The sequence below is a fragment of the bacterium genome (assembly GCA_016873475.1).
Lineage (GTDB): Bacteria > Krumholzibacteriota > Krumholzibacteriia > JACNKJ01 > JACNKJ01 > VGXI01.
Window position 1 is genome coordinate 1 of the sequence record VGXI01000065.1, and the last position, 14,805, is coordinate 14,805.

The window sequence follows — 14,805 nt, forward strand, 5'->3', positions numbered from 1 at the left end:
GGGGAGCTGCGCTTCTACAAGCCCGACCGCTGCCTCGTGCGCGCCCGCCGCGACCCGCGGGAGACGATCCCCTTCCGCCGCGGCATGCACTGGGACTTCCCCCAGCTCGACGACGAGCGCGCGCGCAGCCTCGACCGCCACGGCCTCGCCGGCGTGCGCCCGCGGCTGTGGTAGCCTGCACGGGATCGGCCACTGTGCGTAATCCATTCCCTGGCAGTGCGTTAGAGAACCGGCTTGACCATACCCGAATCGGGGTTTATAATACCCAACATGGGTATGAAATCCAGACCCGCCGATTCCCCCCATCGCCCAGCCGTGAAGGGGCTGGCCGATGCGCTCTTCTCCAAGGTCCAACAGCGAGTCCTTGGCCTGCTCTTCGGCGATCCGAGCCGGACCTTCTATGCCAACGAGATCATCGGGCTTGCCCAATCGGGAACTGGTGCCGTACAGCGCGAGCTTTCGCGATTGGAGGCCTCGGGCATCGTGATCGCCCATCGCGTGGGCAGACAGAAGCACTACCAAGCCAACCCGAAGTCCCCAGTGTTCGCGGAGCTCCGCGGGCTGGTGCTCAAGACCTGTGGACTTGCGGATGTTCTGCGTGCGGCCCTTGCTCTGCATGCGGAGTCGATCTTCGCCGCCTTTGTCTACGGGTCCGTAGCCAAGCATGAGGACACCAGCGAGAGCGACATCGACCTCCTGATCCTCAGCGACCATCTCGCCTATGCCGAGCTCTTCGCCGTCCTCGAGCCGGCTGCCACGACCCTAGCGCGTAAGGTGGCGCCGACGATCTATAGCCGCCAAGAATTCCGCGATCGCAGAGCGAGCGGGAACGCCTTCCTGGCCCGGATCCTCGCCCAGCCTAGGCTCTGGCTGATCGGCGGAGACGATGAGCTCGCCATTTGATGCGCTCTGCGGGCCCGGTGGCCCCCTGCGCCCTGAGCCGACGGATGCCGCCGAGTTCAATGGACTGATGAGCTCCGGCGAGGCTCGCCTTGCCGATGCCAAGAAGCTGCAGAACTCGCTCCCGAGCCGCTTCGACCTCGCTTACAACGCGGCGCACGCACTCTGCCTTGCCGCCTTGCGCAGGGCGGGATACCGCTCGTCGAGACGCTACATCGTCTTTCAGGTCCTGCCTCTCACGCTTGGGCTGGGCCCGGAGGTCTGGCGGGTGCTCGACCGCGCGCACAACGTTCGCAATCGAAGCGAGTACGAGGGCGACCTCTCCGTGGACGAGAGGCTGCTGGCCTCCGTGATCGAAGCCTGCGAGCGGGTCGCCTCGGCGCTGAGGGCTCGCCCCCGTCAATGATCGAGTAGGGAGGGGCTCCTAGTCGGCGGGGCGGGCTGGTATGGATCCGCGCTGCTCGATCAGCCGCAGGGCCACCTCGAGATTCCGCCTGGCCTCGGCGTTGCCGGGATCGATCGCCAGCGCCGCGCGGAACTGCGTCACCGCTTCCTCGAAGCGGCCCGCCTGCGCGAGCAGGGCGCCCAGGTTGTTGCGGCCGGCGGCGTCGTCCGGGTCGAGGGCGACCGCGCGGATGCGCTGCGCGATGGCCCCGTCCATGTCCCCTGCCTTGGCGAGCAGGCGGCTCAGGTTGATCCGCGCGAGCGCGAAGTCCGGATCCTTGGCGACGGCTGTCTGATAGGCCCCGCGCGCCCCGTCGAGCTTGCCCATGGCCTCGTAGGTCTGGCCGAGGTTGTTCAGCGCCTTGGCGTAGTCGGGGCTGATCGCGAGCGCGGCCGTGAAGCTGCCTGCGGCCTCCGGGTAGCGGTGGGCGTCGGCATAGGCGAGGCCGAGGTTGTAGAGCATCTTGGGATGCACCGGCTTCACCTCGCGCGCGCGCTCGCCAAGGGCGATCGAGTCCCGCCAGGCGTTTGCCCGCTCGCGCGTCCCGATGAGGCAGGCGAACAGCGCGAGGACGGCGAGCACGGCTGCGGGATCGCGCCAGCGGCGGCCGGGGCCTTCCAGCCACGCGCCGATCCCCCAGACCAGCGCCAGGTAGAGACCGATGAAGGGCAGGTAGGCGTAGCGGTCGGCCATCGCCTGCTCGCCCACCTGGACGATGCCGATCACCGGCACCAGCGCGCCGAGGAACCAGAACCAGCCCACGAAGGGCCAGCCGAGACGCCGGAAGCGGAAGGCCGCCGCGCTGAGCGCGGCGATCAGGACCAGCGCGCCGCCGATCTGCCAGACGGCGAGCGGCTCGCCGCCGGCCATCGCCGGGTGCGGATAGAGCGCCGAGAGCGGATGCGGCCAGACGAGCTTGCCGAGGTAGCGCGCTGTGGCCACGACGGCGTTGGCCAGCCGATCGTCGACGGGGAGCAGCGCGGCGCGGCGCGTCTGCGCGGCCAGCGTGAGCGCAATCGCGCCGGCGCTGAGGGCGAGCGCGGGCAGCTTCTCGAGCAAAGCCTGGCGCCGCGCGAGCCCCGCGGCCTGCCGGCGCGTGGCCGCGTTGCAAAGGCGGCCCAGCGGCCAGAAGTCCAGCAGCAGCCAGAGCAGGGGCAGGGTGACGAGCATCTGCTTGGCGAGCAGGCCGAGGGCGAGGAGCGCGAGGGCCAGCGCGTAGTCGCGCGGCCGGCCACTGCGCGCCCAGCGCAACCAAGCCAGCGTGGCGCCGAGGGCGAAAGCCTGGCTTAGCACGTCCTTGCGCTCGGCGATCCAGGCCACGGATTCCACGTGCAGGGGGTGCAGCGCCAAGAAGCCGGCGACGAGCGCGCTCTTCCAGAGGGCGCCGGTGAGCGCGCGCAGCAGCCAGAAGAGGAGCAGCGCGTTCAGCGCGTGCAGGAGCAGGTTCGTCAGGTGGAAGCCGCGGGCGCTCTTCACGCCGAAGAGCTGCGCGTCCAGCATCAGCGAAGCCCAAGTCAGCGGGTGGTAGTTCTGCGCGTGATGCGTGGTGAAGGCCCAGCGCAGGCCCTCGCCGCTCAGCCCGCGGGCGACCAGCGGGTTCTCGGTCACGTAGTCGGGGTCGTCGAAGTTGACGAAGTCGAAGCCGAGCGTCTGGCCGTAGGCTGTGAGCACGGCGAGCACGAGCAGGATGGGGACGAAGAGGCTGGGCTTCATGGCCGCAGCCTAGCGCCTCTCCGGGAGTGCCGCAAGCGTCCTAGAAGCGGCGCTCGATGTCGCTCTCGGCGGCCTCCGTCCAGGCCGCCGTGCGACCGGCGTCGAGGATGACCGGGGTGAGCAGCATCACCATCTCGGTCTCGACCTGCTTGGTGATGGTGCGCCGGAAGAGGCGGCCGAGCAGGGGCAGGTCCTTGAGCACCGGGATGCCCGCCTGCTGATCGTTCGTGCCGCGCGTGACGAAGCCCGCGATGACGAGCGTCTCGCCGTCGTGCACCTTGCCGACGGTGTCCAGCTCGCGCACGCTGAGCACGGGCGCGCTGTCCTGATTGGGGCTGGTCTCCACGCGCACGATGTCCGTGACCGTCGGGTGCACGTTGAGGGTGATCACGTCGTCCTCGCCCACCTCGGGCGTGACGTCCAGCACGAAGCCGACCGGCACCACGCTCGCCGAGTAGGCGATCACGGGCTCCGTGCTGACGCCGTCGGTCACCACGGGCGGCTCGACCTGCGCGTTGTAGAAGACCTCCTCGGTAACGATGCGCACGACGGCCTTCTGGTTGTTCAGCGTCGTGATGCGCGGCGTCGAGACGACCCTCACTGTGCCCTGCTTGCTGATCGCCTCGATGAGACCGGAGACCGACTTGCCCTTGATCACGAAGTCGAAGAAGGGATTGCCGAGGCCCTCGGTCGTGCGCTGGCGGCCGGTGAGCGCAAGGTGCTCCTCGTTCGCCACGGCGGTCCAGTCGATGCCCGTGTGCTCCTCGCCCGTCACCGCGACCTCGAGGATCTTCACCTCGATCGCCACCTGGCGCCGCAGCGCCGCGCGCATCCGCTGGAGATAGGTCTCGACCTGGCGCAGGCGCTTGGCTTCGGCCGTCGCCTGGATGACCCCGGCCATCGGGCTGACCAGGAGCGAGCGGCCCGCTTCGTCGGCGAGGCTCAGCGACTGAGCGACGACGGCGCCGCTGGCGCCCGACTCGCTGCGGTTGCGCGCGAAGACGAGGGTCTCGAGCGCCTGCATCACCTCGGGCCAGATCGCCATCGCCGCGCTGCTCGTGACGTGGCTCTCGTTCTGGTCCTGGCTGCCGCCGCTCTCGCTCTGGCTCTGGCCGCGGCCGGAGATGCGCAGCTCGCCCTTGCCCTCGCGCTGCGTGACCGGGTAGTCGAAGCTGAACCAGCGGGTGACCATGCCGAGTCGATAGACCATCAGCACGCCGCCCCGGCGCTCGTAGCCGAGGTCGATCGGCTCGAGCAGCGCGCGCAGGGCGGCGTCGAAACCGACATTCTCCAGGTGCACGTTCACCTGGCCCTCGACGTCGGGCGCGATCTGCAGGCCGTAGCCCGCGCTGCGGGCAACGGTCTTCAGCACCTCGCGCACGTCGACCCAGTCGCCGGTGATCAGAGTGATCTGCGCCTCGGCCGGCGCAGACACCGCGAGCGGCGCTGGCTCCGCGGCGAGGGCCGCCGCGGGCGCCGCGGACTCCGCCACGAGCTGACGGAGCGCGAAATCGATGTCGGCGCCGGCGCGGCCGGGCAGGAGCGCGGCGAGTGCCGCGCCGCCGAGCAGCGCCGTGAGCGACAGGGCCTTGAGTGTCCGCATGCGTCCTTCCTTTCCAGACCCGCGGGGCGGGCCGGCTCAATCCTGGGCGACGGGCGCGCCCACCGCGCCCGCGCCGCGCGAGCGACGCACGGCGAGCACGCGGGTTCGCTCACCCGCGCGCAGGAAGACGCCGTCCTCGTCGATCGCCACGATCCGATAGTCGGCAACGGCGTCGCCCACGTGCAGGAGCTTGCCGTCGATGATGGCCGCGCTCTCCCCGCCGCCGAGGATGAGTGCCGTGCAGCGCAGGCGCGGGCCGCTCTCGTCGGCGCGTGGCGTCGGCTCCGCGGCACCGGGAGCCGGCGTGACGCTCAGGGTACCCACGCCGTAAGCGAAGGGATTGCGGCCGAGGCTGGCCGGCATCGGGAGCGCGCCGCCGGTCGGCGGCTCGGCGAGCCGCGCACGCAGCACGGCCCCCACGTGCCGGAAGTCGCTGGGCGGGACGAGCGTCTCCTTCTCCACGCTCACGGCGAGATCGGCGGCCGCGCCCTTGGGTAGGAACCCGCGCAGGTTGATCGCCACCATCGCCGCCAGCACGACGAGAACGGCCACCATGACCCGCGGGTCCTGGGTGATCCGGCTACCGCTCCTGGACATAGTACTCCAGCTCCATCTGCACAGCGACGCCGCGGGCGCCCTGCCGCAGTTGCATGCCGCGCACGCTGACCGCGCGCTCGAGCGTGCGCAGGGCATCGGTGAAGCGCGCGAGGTGCTCGTAGTCGGCCTCGAAGTCGATGCGCAGCCGGTGCGCGCGCAGCGTGCTCACCGGCAGCGTGGCGGCAGAGATGCCGAGTGTCGCGATGAGGGCCTCCAGTTCCTCCGGCTGGCCGCCGGCGCCGCGCGCGCTGAGCTGCTCGCCGCGGCCCTCGCCATCGGGATCCCTGCCCGCGTCCGCGCGCAGCTGCACCGGATCGACGCCGCTCGCGTTGGCCGCGCTCGCGATCTCCATGAAGAGCTGCTCCAGGCGCCGCTCGGGCGGGAAGAGCCGCTCGAAGCGCGCGTTCAGTTCGGCCTTCCAGCGCGCCGCGTCCGCGGGCAGCGCCCGTCCGCCGTGCCAGCCGCTCAGGGTGGCGGCACGGGCGTCGAGGGCGCTGATCTCGGCCGCCTGGCGGCGGCTCTCCCGCAGGGACGGCCAGATGAAGAAGGCGACGAGCAGCAGCCAGGCCAGCGCGCCGACGGCGAGGAGAACACCGGGGCGCAGCAGGCGGGGCGAGAGCGCGGGGCGCTTCATCCCTTCACCCCCGTGGCCAGTCGGTAGCGCAACTCGAAGCGCACGCGCGATGCGCGGCCCCTGTCGTCCTCGTCGCCCTCGATCTCGAGGCTGGGCTCGGTCGCCCCCTCGAGCAGGGGCGTCTGGGCGAGCGCCGCCTGGAGCTGGAGGAAGGCCGCCTGAGCGGCCTCGCCGGTGCGCCCGCGCGACTCGCCGCGGATCACGAGGCGGTACGCGCCCTCGGGATCGCGGACCAGATCGAGGTCGGTGAGCTGCACGGGGCTCGGCAGGCGGGCGGCGATGTCCCGCAGTAGCGGCCCCAGCGGTGTGCGCTCGGGCGCGTAGCGGTCGAGCTGCTCTTGACGCGCGAGCAGGGCGAGCTGCTCGAGATAATCGCGCGCCGCCGCCTCGGCGGCCTGCCGGCTCTGCGCGAGCTGCTGGCCCTGCTCGGCGAGCACCCTGGCCTGCAGGTGGCGGGTGAGCTCGCTGCCGCCGCCGACGAGGGGCAGCACGCCGAGGCAGAGCGAGGCGCCGCCGGTGATCGCATAGCGGCGCAGGCGCCAGAGTGCGCCGTCCTCGCGCCGCCGCGGCAGAATGTTGAAGACGGCCCCTGCCGGATCGAGGGCGACCGCGGCCCCCGCGAGCGCGGGCAGGAACTCCCAGCTCGCCGCTGCGCCCTCGATGCGGAAGCGCTCCTCGGGCTGCCAGTGCTCAGCGACCAGGCCTTCGGTCCTGGCCAGGCGCAGGGCGAGGGACTCGGCCAGCTCGGGATCGCCGCAGACGAGCACGCGCTGCACCCGCGCGCCCTGCTCGCCCTGCTGGGCGAAGAAGTGCGAGCGCTCGATCTCCGTCACGAGCCGCTCGAGGTACTCCGCGCGGTCGGCGCCGCCGGAGAGATCCGCGGGCAGGGCGCGCACGAGCAGAGGACCCACGGCGTCGCCGATGGCGAGGAAGCGTTCCTCGCGTCCGAGGTAGACGAGATTCCAGGCCCCCGGCGCCGGGTCGGCGGCGCGCAGCTCGCGCCGCAGGAGGGTGTCGAGGGCGAGCGCCTGGGGCAGCGCGAGCGCGGGCCGGCAGTCGCTGCCGGCCAAGGGCGCGAGCAACTTGGGCAGGGCCGCGCGCTCGAAGGCGAGACCGGTGATCGCCCAGCGACCGTCCGCGCTCTTCGCGGCCTCGCGGCGGCGCGCGTCGATGCTCCACTGCTCGGGGCTGCCGCCGCGCTGCTTCTGGAGCAGGCCGGCCAGGGCGATGCGCGTCAGCTCGGGCTTCATCTCCGGCAGGCGCGCGTGGAGGAGCTGACAGCTGTCGTTGGGCAGGAGCAGAAGCAAACGGCGTCCGCCGCGGCAGAGCTCGCGCCAGTGCGGGGCCGTCGCCGGCCGGCCACCGGGCAGGCTCTCCAGCCAGTTCACGCGATAGCTCTGCCCCTCGCCGTGGCTGAGCGCGAGCGCCCAGTAGCCGTCGGCCTGGGGAGCGAGGCAGTATGCTTCCGCGCGCCGGATCAATAGCCCTCCCCGGTGGGCACGTTGTCGGCCACCGTCCAGGCGTCACCGTCGGCGCCGGCGGAGAAGATGCGCCGGGCGCCCACGTTGATCAGGTAGTTGCGGTTCCACTCGTCGCGGCGGTACTCGTTGCCAAGGCCGAGGTCCTGGCGCACCTGATTCCAGGGCCGGTTCAGGTTGAGCCCGGGATTCGCGTCCACCGCGGCCTGGATCGTCTGCAGCTCGAGCTCGGTCTCGCTGGGTGGCGTCGGGTTGCCCCCGCCCGGGTTCAGGGGCGGGATGGCGCTGCTGTTCACCTCGAGGCGGAGATCGTCCCCGCCGCCGTTCTCGTCCGTGTGATTGGGGCCCCGGCTCCAGAGGATGAGCCGGCTCGCGCCGCCGCCGAGGGACTCGATCCGCGATGCGTAGGCCTGGCGCCAGTCGTCTTCGAAGCTGTCGCCGGCGAAACCCGGGTCGACGTAGCTGCCCGAGAGGTCCGCGAGCTGCGCGGGGAAGCTGCTGTGATCCTGGTAGTGCCGGCGCGCGCCCGCGGCGAGCGCCTCCAGCTCGGCGAGGGAGGCGAGGCGCTTGTCGCGATCGAGGGGGCCGGTCGCGATCGCCAGCACGATGTCGTCCACCGTCGACGCGTTGCCGAGCTGCCAGGTGCCGCCGGTGCGCAGCTCGAGGCGGCGGTTCGCGCCCGGGCTGGCGACGATGAGATCCGCGGCGCCCGCCGGCGTCACGCTGGGCGCGAGGTCGTAGACGTAGTCCTGGCCGAAGGCGTCGGTGCGCACCGCGGCCGCGGGATCGTCGTCGCCCGACTCGAGATAGGGCCCCTGCCAGCCCGCGGGGCCGCCGGTCCCGACCAGGCCGGCCAGGCCCCCGCCCTCGCCGGGGAAGGCGCCGACGTCCTCGTAGTAGGCGGCGAGCGCGCCGCGCAGGCGCTCCAGCTCCTGGCGCGTGGCGTCCTCGCGCGCCGCCACGAGCTGGCGATGCGCCACCGGCGCGATGGCGCCGATCATGATGCCGATGATCGCGATCGCGATGATCACTTCCAGCAGGGTGAAGCCCTTCGTCCAGCGGCTGTGCACGGCGTTCCTCATTTCAGCAGCTGGCTCTGGATCTGGAAGATGGGCAGCAGCATGGCCAGAGCGCTGATCGCGATCAGCGCGCCGAGCACGACGATGATCGCCGCCTCGAGCAGCGTGAAGAGCCGCTTGAGCGCGCGCGGCAGCTCCTTGTCGAGATACTCGGCCGCCTTGGCGAGCGACTTGTCGAGGCTGCCGGCCTGCTCCCCGACGCCGATCAGGCGCTTGAGCAGCGGCGGAAAGTGGGGGCTGTCCGCGAAGGCGTGGGCGAGAGTGTCGCCCGTCACGATGCGCTGGCGGGCCGCCGCGACCTCCGCCGCGAGCACGCTGTTGCCGACCACGCGCTGCAAGAGGGCGAGCACGCGCAGGATGTCGATGCCCGAGGCGAAGAGCATCGCGAAGTTGCGCGCGAAGCGCGCGAGCGCCAGGTTGCGCTGGAAGCCGCCGACGATCGGCAGGCGCAGCAGCAGGTGGTCGATCGCGTAGCGGCCCCGCTCGCTGCGGTAGAGCAGGCGCCATCCCCAGGCGAGGCCGAAGGCGCCGCCGAGGAGGAAAGGCCACCAGTGGCGAAAGAAGCTGCCCACCGCGAGCACGCGCAGGGTGAGCGTCGGCAGCTGGTAGTCCAGCTCCTGGAAGACCTCCAGGAAGCGCGGGATCACGAAGATGATCATGAGCAGAAAGAGGCCGAGCGTCGCGGTGGCGAGCAGCGCTGGGTACATGAGCGCCTGCTTCACCTTGCTGCTCAGGTCGTCGGCCCACTCGAGGTGGCGCACGAGCTCGCCCAGGGTTCCGTCCAGGTTGCCCGAGCTCTCGCCGGCCGCCACGAGGGCCAGATAGAGCTCGGGGAACACGTCGGGATGGTGGCTCATCGCCTCGGCCACCTGACTGCCGCTGCTGATCTCCTCGCGCAGCTCCTTGACGATGCGCGCGAAGCCCTGACCAGCCATGCCGGCCTCGGCGTCGCGCAGAGCCTGGATCACCGGGATGCCGGCGCCGAGAGAGGTCGCCATGTGCAGCGTGAAGTCGAGCAGGTCGCGGCGACGGACGCGGCTCACGCCGCCCAGGCGGAGCGAGGGGCGGCCTTCGAGCAGGATCAGGTTCTGCGCCGTCAGGTCGCGCGCGAGCGCGGCGACGTCGGCGGCTGGCCGCATGCCGGTCACCGTCTCGCCGCCCGCGCTGAGTGCCCTGTAGCGGAACTCCCTCATGCCACCACCCGCAGCATTTCGGTGAGCGTGGTCTTGCCGCGCCTCACCTTGGCCAGCGCGTCCTCGCGCAGGCTGCGCATGCCCTGCTCGCGGGCGACGGCGAGGATGGCGTCCGTCGGCGCACGCTCGGCGATGAGCCGGCGCACGGCCTCAGTCGCCTGCAGGTACTCGAAGACGGCGAGGCGCCCCTTGTAGCCGGTGTCGTTGCAGCTCGGGCAGCCCTTGCCTTCAGTGAAGCTGGATTCGGCGAAGCTCGCCTCGTCCAAGCCCAGCAGCTCGCGCTGCTCGGGCGTTGGCGTCACGCTCACGCGGCAGACCGGGCAGACGCCGCGCACGAGGCGCTGCGCGAGCACGGCGACCAGGGTCGCCGAGAGGAGGTAGGGCTCCACGCCCATGTCGACGAGACGGGGGATCACGCCCACCGCGTCGTTCGTGTGCAGGGTGCTGAAGACGAGGTGGCCGGTCAGTGCGGCCCGGATGGCGAGGCTCGCCGTCTCCTGGTCACGGATCTCGCCGACGAGGATGATGTCCGGATCCTGGCGCAGGATCGCGCGCAGGCCGCGCGCGAAGGTGAAGCCCTGCGCGGCCTGGATCTGGCCCTGGTTGATCAGGGGCAGTTCGTACTCGACCGGGTCCTCGAGCGTGATCATCTTGACGTCGGGCGCGTTCAGGTGCTGGATCGCCGAGTAGAGCGTGGTCGTCTTGCCGGAGCCGGTCGGCCCCGTGACGAGAATGATGCCGTTGGGGCGCGCCAGGTCGCGGGTGAACGCGGCGAGCATCTTCTTGTTCATGCCCAGGCCCGGCAGGCCGACGAGCAGGTTCTGCTTGTCGAGCAGGCGGGAGACGAAGGTCTCGCCGTGCACGGTCGGGAAGGAGGAGACGCGCAGGTCGATCTTGCGCCCCTCCTGCTCGAACAGGATGCGCCCGTCCTGGGGCACTCGCGACTCGGAGATGTTCATCCCAGCCAGGATCTTGAAGCGCGTCGTGACGACGCTCTGCAGCTCCTTGGGCAGCGAGTGGCCCTGGCGCAAGCGGCCGTCGACGCGGTAGCGGCAGCGGATCACCTTCTCTTCGGGCTCGACGTGGATGTCCGTCGCGCCGAGCTCGACGGCCTTGCCGATCAGCAGGTCGACGAGGCGCACGTAGGGCGAGTCGCCGTCGGCCCCGCGCGCGCCGGCAGCGAGGCTCGTGCGGGCGCCCGCGATGGTCTGGTCGATGCGGGCGTCGATGTCGCTGCGGCTGCCGAAGTATTGCTGCAGCGTCGCCTGGATGTCGCTGTCGGTGGCGTGCACGACCTCGATGTAGTGGCCGGTCAGGCGGCCGGCGGCGTCGATGCACTCGAGGTCGAGGGGATTGGCCATCGCGAGCACGAGGGTCTTGCCCCGGATCGCCGTCGGAAAGACGCGCTCCTCCTCGCAGAAGCTCGCCGGGATCAGCGCAACGGCCTCGCGCTGGATCCACTCCTCGCGCAGGGAGACGTGCGGCACGCCCGCCTGGCTGGCGAGGATGCGCGCGATCTCCTTCTCGGTGACGAGGCCGAGGCGCTGGAGAATGGCCCCCAGCTTCTCCCCGGTCTGGGCCTGCTCCTTGAGCGCGAGCTCCAGGTGCTCGGGGCCGATCAGGCCGGCCGAGATCAGGATGTCGCCCAGCCGACCAGCGCTCTTGACTTCCATGCCGCTCTCCCGAGTGCGATGGCGGCAGCCGTCGCGGCCGCCGCACGAACGCGCTGGCCACCTCCGATCCACCGCAGCCCCGGCGCGCGGGCGCCGGGGCTCGTCGGAGGAAGCGTCGGCAACCCTGCGGCCTAGTAGCGGCTCGCGCGCTGAATCATGTAGGCGATGTCGTCGCCGCCGGCCTGCTCGTCGTAGACCGCGTCATCGAAGGGCGTCTCGAAGACCTTGTTCGGGCCCGCCGAGACGATGATCACGTTGTGCATGTCGTAGTTCTCCGTCGCCGTGCCCGCGAGCGCGGGCAGGGCATAGCGGATGTTCACGACGTAGGGGCTGCCCCAGGGGTCGAGCTTGATATCGGACAGGTAGGGCCCGTTCCAGCCGGGGGTGCTCATCGGACTGCGGCTGACTCGGTACAACTCCGCACTGGCTGCGGTCCGGTTGCGGATCAGGTACTCTTCGAGCGTGCCCACCTGGCCGTAATTCCGCCAGCGGCCGGCGCCGGTGACTGCATTCGAGCCAGCCGGGATGCCGTTATTGCCGCCGCCCAGGGATAAGTTGCCGGCCAGGCGGTTCAGGGTGCCGCCGGCCGGGGAGGCCGTCGGCCAGTCGCCGACGTCCTTGTAGAAGCTCATGATCGCGGTACTGATCGCCTGGACGTCGCTCTGGGTGCGCGTGATCTTGCCCTGCTTGATGTTCTGGACCAGCGGGGGCGCGATCGCGACCGCCATGATGGCCACCAGGGCCACGGCGATGATCACCTCGATCAAGGTGAAACCGGCATTGCGCTTACTGGGATGCATCGATCATCCTCCGGGTGGTAGATTCCGTCCGGCTGTCGCCGGACTGAGACGCTGGGCCGCGCACTGCAAACGACATTCCAATCCGAGAGCTTCTCGAGAAGCGCGGGAAAGCTGGAGAAGGCAGCAGGTATAGAAGGATCGCGAGCGGCCGGGCGGGGAGCCCGCCGCCAGGTCGATCCGTCGCCGGCGACGCCGAGGAAGGAGCGCCGCGATGAGCCCCCGCGAACCCGAGGACGACATTCGCGTCGAGGCGGAGAGCCTCTACCTGCCCGAACGCTCGGCGCCGGACGAGAGCTACTACTTCTTCGCCTATCGCATCCGCATCGAGAACGCCGGCAGCCGGCCGGCGCAGCTCATCGCGCGGCACTGGATCATCACCGACGCCGTCGGCCGCGTGCAGGAGGTGCGCGGCGAGGGCGTGGTCGGCGAGCAGCCGCAGCTCGCCCCCGGCGAATCCTTCACCTACAGCAGCTTCTGTCCGCTGCCGACGCCCCTGGGCTCCATGCGTGGCAGCTACCGCATGCGGCGGGACGACGGCAGCGAGTTCGACGCGCCGATTCCCGTCTTCACCCTGGCCACCCCGCACTGTCTGAACTGAGGCGGGGCGCGGGAGGTCGGCGATGCAGGTCCTGGCGGCAGACGTCTTCGCGGGACACCGGGCCCTCGTCACGGGCGGCGGCACGGGGCTCGGCCTCGAGATCGCCCGGGCGCTCGCCCGGCGCGGCGCCTGGGTCGCGATCGCCAGCCGCGACCCCAAGCACCACGCCGGCTTTCTCGCCGAGGCCGAGGCCGCCGGCTGGCGCGCGCGCGCGGCGGTGCTCGACGTGCGGGAGCCGGCCGCCGCGCGCCGGGTCTGCGCGGCGATCGGCGAGGACTGGGGCCGCCTGGACCTCTTGGTCAACAACGCCGCCGGCAACTTCGTGCGGCCGGCGCTCGCCCTGCCGGCCAAGGGCTGGCAGGCCGTCATCGACATCGCGCTGTCGGGGGTCTTCTACTGCTCGCAGGCGGCGGCGCGCCTGATGCGCGCGCAGCCGAATGGGGGTGCGATCGTCAACATCATCGCGCCCTACGCCTGGACGGGTTGCCCCGGCGTGGTCCATTCGGTGGCGGCGAAAGCAGGGGTGCTCGCGATGAGCAAGAGCCTCGCCGTGGAGTGGGCGCCCTATCGCATCCGCGTGAACTGCGTGGCGCCGGGGCCCTTCGACAGCGAAGGCGCGGCGGCGCGGCTCTGGCCGACGCCGGAGCGGCGCGCGGCGGTCGCGGCGCAGATCCCCAGCGGCCGCTTCGCCGATCCGGTCGAGGTGGCGCAGGCCGTGCTCTTCCTCGCCTCGCCGGCCGCGGCCTCGATCACGGGGGCGACGCTCGCCGTCGACGGCGGCTGGTCCCTCGGCAAGGGCCTGGCCGGCGAGCTGGACCCGGAGGCGGTCCAGCGCCGGCGCGACTAGACGCGGCGGCGCCTAGTCGCCGAGGCGATGGACCTCGACGCGGCGATTTTCCGCCTGGCCTGCGGCCGTGCTGTTGGACGCGATCGGGAAACGCTCGCCGTAGCCAACGGCGCGCAGGCGCGCCGCGGCGACACCCTGGCCAATCAGGTAGTCCCGCACAGCTTCGGCGCGGCGCAGCGAGAGCGCTTCGTTGGAGGCCGCCGAGCCGGCGCTGTCCGTGTGGCCCTGGATCTCGATCCGCACCTCGGGGTAGGCCAGCAGCGAGCGCGCGACGGTGTCCAGCACGACGCGCGAGTCGGGCGCCAGCTCGGCGCTGCCGGTGAGGAAGTGCACGCCCTCGAGGATCAGGGCGCCCTTGATCTCGGCGACCGGCGCCGCCGGCGGCTCGGGCGCCACCGGCGTGACCTCGACGGGCGCGACTGGCTCGGGGCAGCCGCGCGCATCCACGACAACACCTGCCGGCGTGTCGGGGCAGGCGTCGCTCTGATCGGGCACGCCGTCGCCGTCGTTGTCCGGGTCGGGGCAGCCGTCTCCGTCCTGGAAGCCGTCACGGTCCTCGGCGGCGCTGGGACAGGCGTCCTTGTGGTCGGGGACGCCGTCCCCGTCGTTGTCCAGGTCGGGGCAGCCATCGGCGTCCTGATAGCCGTCGACGTCCTCGGCGCTCTCGGGGCAGCGATCGAACTCATCGGGCAGGCCGTCGCCGTCGTTGTCCGGATCGGGGCAGCCGTCGGCGTCCTGGAAGCCGTCGATGTCCTCCGCGGCGTCCGGGCAGCGATCGAGACCGTCGCTCAGACCGTCGCGGTCGCGGTCCACACTGCCGAAGAACCAGGTGAAACCCAGGTGCAGCTCGGCGAGCCCCGTGTTGGCGTCGACGTACTCGGGACCGAAGAAGTCGTCGGCGCTGAGCCCCACGTTGTCGAGATCGTTGCCCGGGAAGAGGTGGTAGCGGCCGCCGGCGGCGAGCGCGAAGCGCGGGTGCAGGAACCACTCGATGCCGGCGGCGACGGTGCCGCTCAGGTGCGTGGCGTCGAGCTTCTGGCGCCTGCCCTCGGTGTCGTAGCCCTCGAGCACAGGGCCACCCGGGAAGAGACCGCCGAAACCGCCCCGCCCGCGCATGTCCTTGACGCGGAGCTTGGTCGCGCCGACGCCGAGACCGAAGTAGGGCGAGAGCGCGCGGTCGGCCAGGAGATGGTAGAGCAAGCCGGCGCGGAAATGCCAGATGCTCGTGTAGATCTCCTCGCTTTC

General features: G+C 71.4%; 14 protein-coding genes. 4 read left to right on the forward strand and 10 right to left on the reverse strand.

What is annotated here, in order from left to right; genetic code table 11:
- The first annotated feature begins 276 nt into the window (after nt 1–276).
- Nucleotides 277–903: a transcriptional regulator gene (locus FJ251_07240; protein ID MBM4117529.1), complete on the forward strand. Its 627-nt coding sequence runs from the start codon at nt 277–279 to the stop codon at nt 901–903.
- A complete protein-coding gene (locus FJ251_07245) occupies nt 887–1,306 on the forward strand; it encodes a hypothetical protein (protein MBM4117530.1) in 420 nt (139 codons plus the stop codon). The genes FJ251_07240 and FJ251_07245 overlap by 17 nt, the downstream gene beginning before the upstream one ends.
- 18 nt (nt 1,307–1,324) lie before the next feature.
- Here FJ251_07245 and FJ251_07250 read toward each other — a convergent pair whose 3' ends face one another.
- The 9 genes from FJ251_07250 to FJ251_07290 form a co-directional block, all read right to left on the reverse strand.
- The gene (locus FJ251_07250) at nt 1,325–3,058 is read right to left on the reverse strand and encodes a tetratricopeptide repeat protein (protein MBM4117531.1); all 1,734 of its coding nucleotides are present in this window, start codon (nt 3,056–3,058) and stop codon (nt 1,325–1,327) included.
- 40 nt (nt 3,059–3,098) lie between these two features.
- A complete protein-coding gene (locus tag FJ251_07255) occupies nt 3,099–4,661 on the reverse strand; it encodes a hypothetical protein (protein MBM4117532.1) in 1,563 nt (520 codons plus the stop codon).
- 36 nt (nt 4,662–4,697) lie between these two features.
- Complete coding sequence (locus FJ251_07260) at nt 4,698–5,258, reverse strand: hypothetical protein (GenBank protein MBM4117533.1); 561 nt, start codon at nt 5,256–5,258, stop codon at nt 4,698–4,700.
- Nucleotides 5,242–5,892 (reverse strand): hypothetical protein, encoded by a 651-nt coding sequence (locus FJ251_07265; protein MBM4117534.1) that lies wholly within the window; start codon nt 5,890–5,892, stop codon nt 5,242–5,244. The genes FJ251_07260 and FJ251_07265 overlap by 17 nt, the downstream gene beginning before the upstream one ends.
- Nucleotides 5,889–7,373, reverse strand: a complete 1,485-nt coding sequence (locus FJ251_07270) for a hypothetical protein (protein MBM4117535.1) — start codon at nt 7,371–7,373, stop codon at nt 5,889–5,891. The genes FJ251_07265 and FJ251_07270 overlap by 4 nt, the downstream gene beginning before the upstream one ends.
- Nucleotides 7,370–8,452 (reverse strand): prepilin-type N-terminal cleavage/methylation domain-containing protein, encoded by a 1,083-nt coding sequence (locus FJ251_07275; protein MBM4117536.1) that lies wholly within the window; start codon nt 8,450–8,452, stop codon nt 7,370–7,372. Before FJ251_07275 ends, FJ251_07270 begins: the two co-directional genes overlap by 4 nt.
- Nucleotides 8,449–9,642 (reverse strand): type II secretion system F family protein, encoded by a 1,194-nt coding sequence (locus FJ251_07280; protein MBM4117537.1) that lies wholly within the window; start codon nt 9,640–9,642, stop codon nt 8,449–8,451. Before FJ251_07280 ends, FJ251_07275 begins: the two co-directional genes overlap by 4 nt.
- Complete coding sequence (locus FJ251_07285; protein MBM4117538.1) at nt 9,639–11,315, reverse strand: type II secretion system protein GspE; 1,677 nt, start codon at nt 11,313–11,315, stop codon at nt 9,639–9,641. The genes FJ251_07280 and FJ251_07285 overlap by 4 nt, the downstream gene beginning before the upstream one ends.
- Nucleotides 11,316–11,446: 131 nt before the next feature.
- Nucleotides 11,447–12,115 (reverse strand): prepilin-type N-terminal cleavage/methylation domain-containing protein, encoded by a 669-nt coding sequence (locus FJ251_07290; protein MBM4117539.1) that lies wholly within the window; start codon nt 12,113–12,115, stop codon nt 11,447–11,449.
- Nucleotides 12,116–12,326: 211 nt separating this feature from the next.
- Between FJ251_07290 and apaG the strand changes: the two genes are divergently transcribed.
- Both apaG and FJ251_07300 read left to right on the forward strand, forming a co-directional pair.
- Entirely contained in the window at nt 12,327–12,713 is a 387-nt protein-coding gene (gene apaG / locus FJ251_07295) for a Co2+/Mg2+ efflux protein ApaG (protein MBM4117540.1), read from the forward strand.
- A gap of 22 nt (nt 12,714–12,735) precedes the next feature.
- Nucleotides 12,736–13,560, forward strand: coding sequence for an SDR family oxidoreductase (locus FJ251_07300; GenBank protein MBM4117541.1), 825 nt, complete (start codon nt 12,736–12,738; stop codon nt 13,558–13,560).
- Between the two features lie 12 nt (nt 13,561–13,572).
- Here the strand turns inward: FJ251_07300 and FJ251_07305 are convergent.
- The coding region (locus tag FJ251_07305) for a hypothetical protein (GenBank protein MBM4117542.1) at nt 13,573–14,805 on the reverse strand (1,233 nt) is incomplete at its 5' end.